The organism is Actinokineospora xionganensis, from assembly GCF_014323725.1.
Lineage (GTDB): Bacteria > Actinomycetota > Actinomycetes > Mycobacteriales > Pseudonocardiaceae > Actinokineospora > Actinokineospora xionganensis.
Genome location: NZ_JABVED010000059.1, coordinates 1 through 947, shown reverse-complemented (window position 1 = coordinate 947; position 947 = coordinate 1). Strand labels below are relative to the sequence as shown.

General features: G+C 64.4%; 2 protein-coding genes. Both read right to left on the bottom strand.

Features of this window, described 5'->3' with window-relative positions; genetic code table 11:
* Window positions 1-48: 48 nt before the first annotated feature.
* Entirely contained in the window at window positions 49-456 is a 408-nt protein-coding gene (locus tag GPZ80_RS31880) for a type II toxin-antitoxin system VapC family toxin (RefSeq protein ID WP_312880686.1), read from the bottom strand.
* Between the two features lie 40 nt (window positions 457-496).
* A complete protein-coding gene (locus tag GPZ80_RS31875) occupies window positions 497-724 on the bottom strand; it encodes an AbrB/MazE/SpoVT family DNA-binding domain-containing protein (RefSeq protein ID WP_187224811.1) in 228 nt (75 codons plus the stop codon).
* Window positions 725-947: the final 223 nt, after the last annotated feature.

Genomic DNA, 947 nt, shown 5'->3' with positions numbered 1-947 from the left:
TCGCCGCCGGGAGCGCATTGCTGATCGGCCAGCGCCTGCCGTAACAGGCTACTTCTTGTCCGGTGTGATCAATCTGAGCGTCGGAAAGTAGGTTTGGTAGCGCGCGGCGTCACGCGTGAGCAGTTGGTATCTGTTCACCGCGGCGTGTGCCCCGATGTAGAAATCCGGAAGCGGCGAGCGGCGCGGACCGCCGCGTTTGCGGTAGGCGATGAACGCTCGGGACGCGAGAAAACCGGCTTGGTAGGGCAGCGGTTCGCGACTGAAGTCCGCGGTGGGAAGCGCGGCGTCGAGATCTTCGATCGTGTCGAAGCCTGCGGAGACCTCGGCGTAGATGATCGGGTTGATCACGAGTTCGCCCGCGTCGCGGGCATCGGCGACCGCGTCCTCTGACCAATCCGCCCAGGACGGATCATCGGTGAGGATGTCCAGTAGCACGCACGTGTCGACAAGTGTCACGGCCGGATCGGGGCCAGGGCCGACCACCCGGAGTCGACTATCACTCGTCACGAAGAAGATCCATCAGTTCGTCGGTGCTCATGTTGGTCGTTGCCCTGCCCCGCATGCCGCGGGCAAGGCGCCTGCCATGGGTTTGGCGGCTCTCGAGCCGCACAATGCGCAGGGTGGCTCCGTCTTCGACGACCTCGACTTCGTCGCCTTCCCGCAGGTGGTGCTTCTTCCTGAGCTCGGCCGGGATGGTGACCTGCCCCTTGCTGTTCAAGCGCATCATCGGCCTCCATGCGATACGTAATACGTGTAGTAAGTATTACACAACCAGTGCCGTCTGCGACGTCCGGATCGCGAGCAGACCGGCAACGGCCGTAGGTGGAACGTGGCCGACACCGCAGGTACGCACTCACACGCTGGTGTCCGCGTGGCGGCGGGCACGGACCAGACGCGTTCGGCACCAAGGAGGGCACCGTCGACATCGAGGGCCGCGTGCAGTCGGT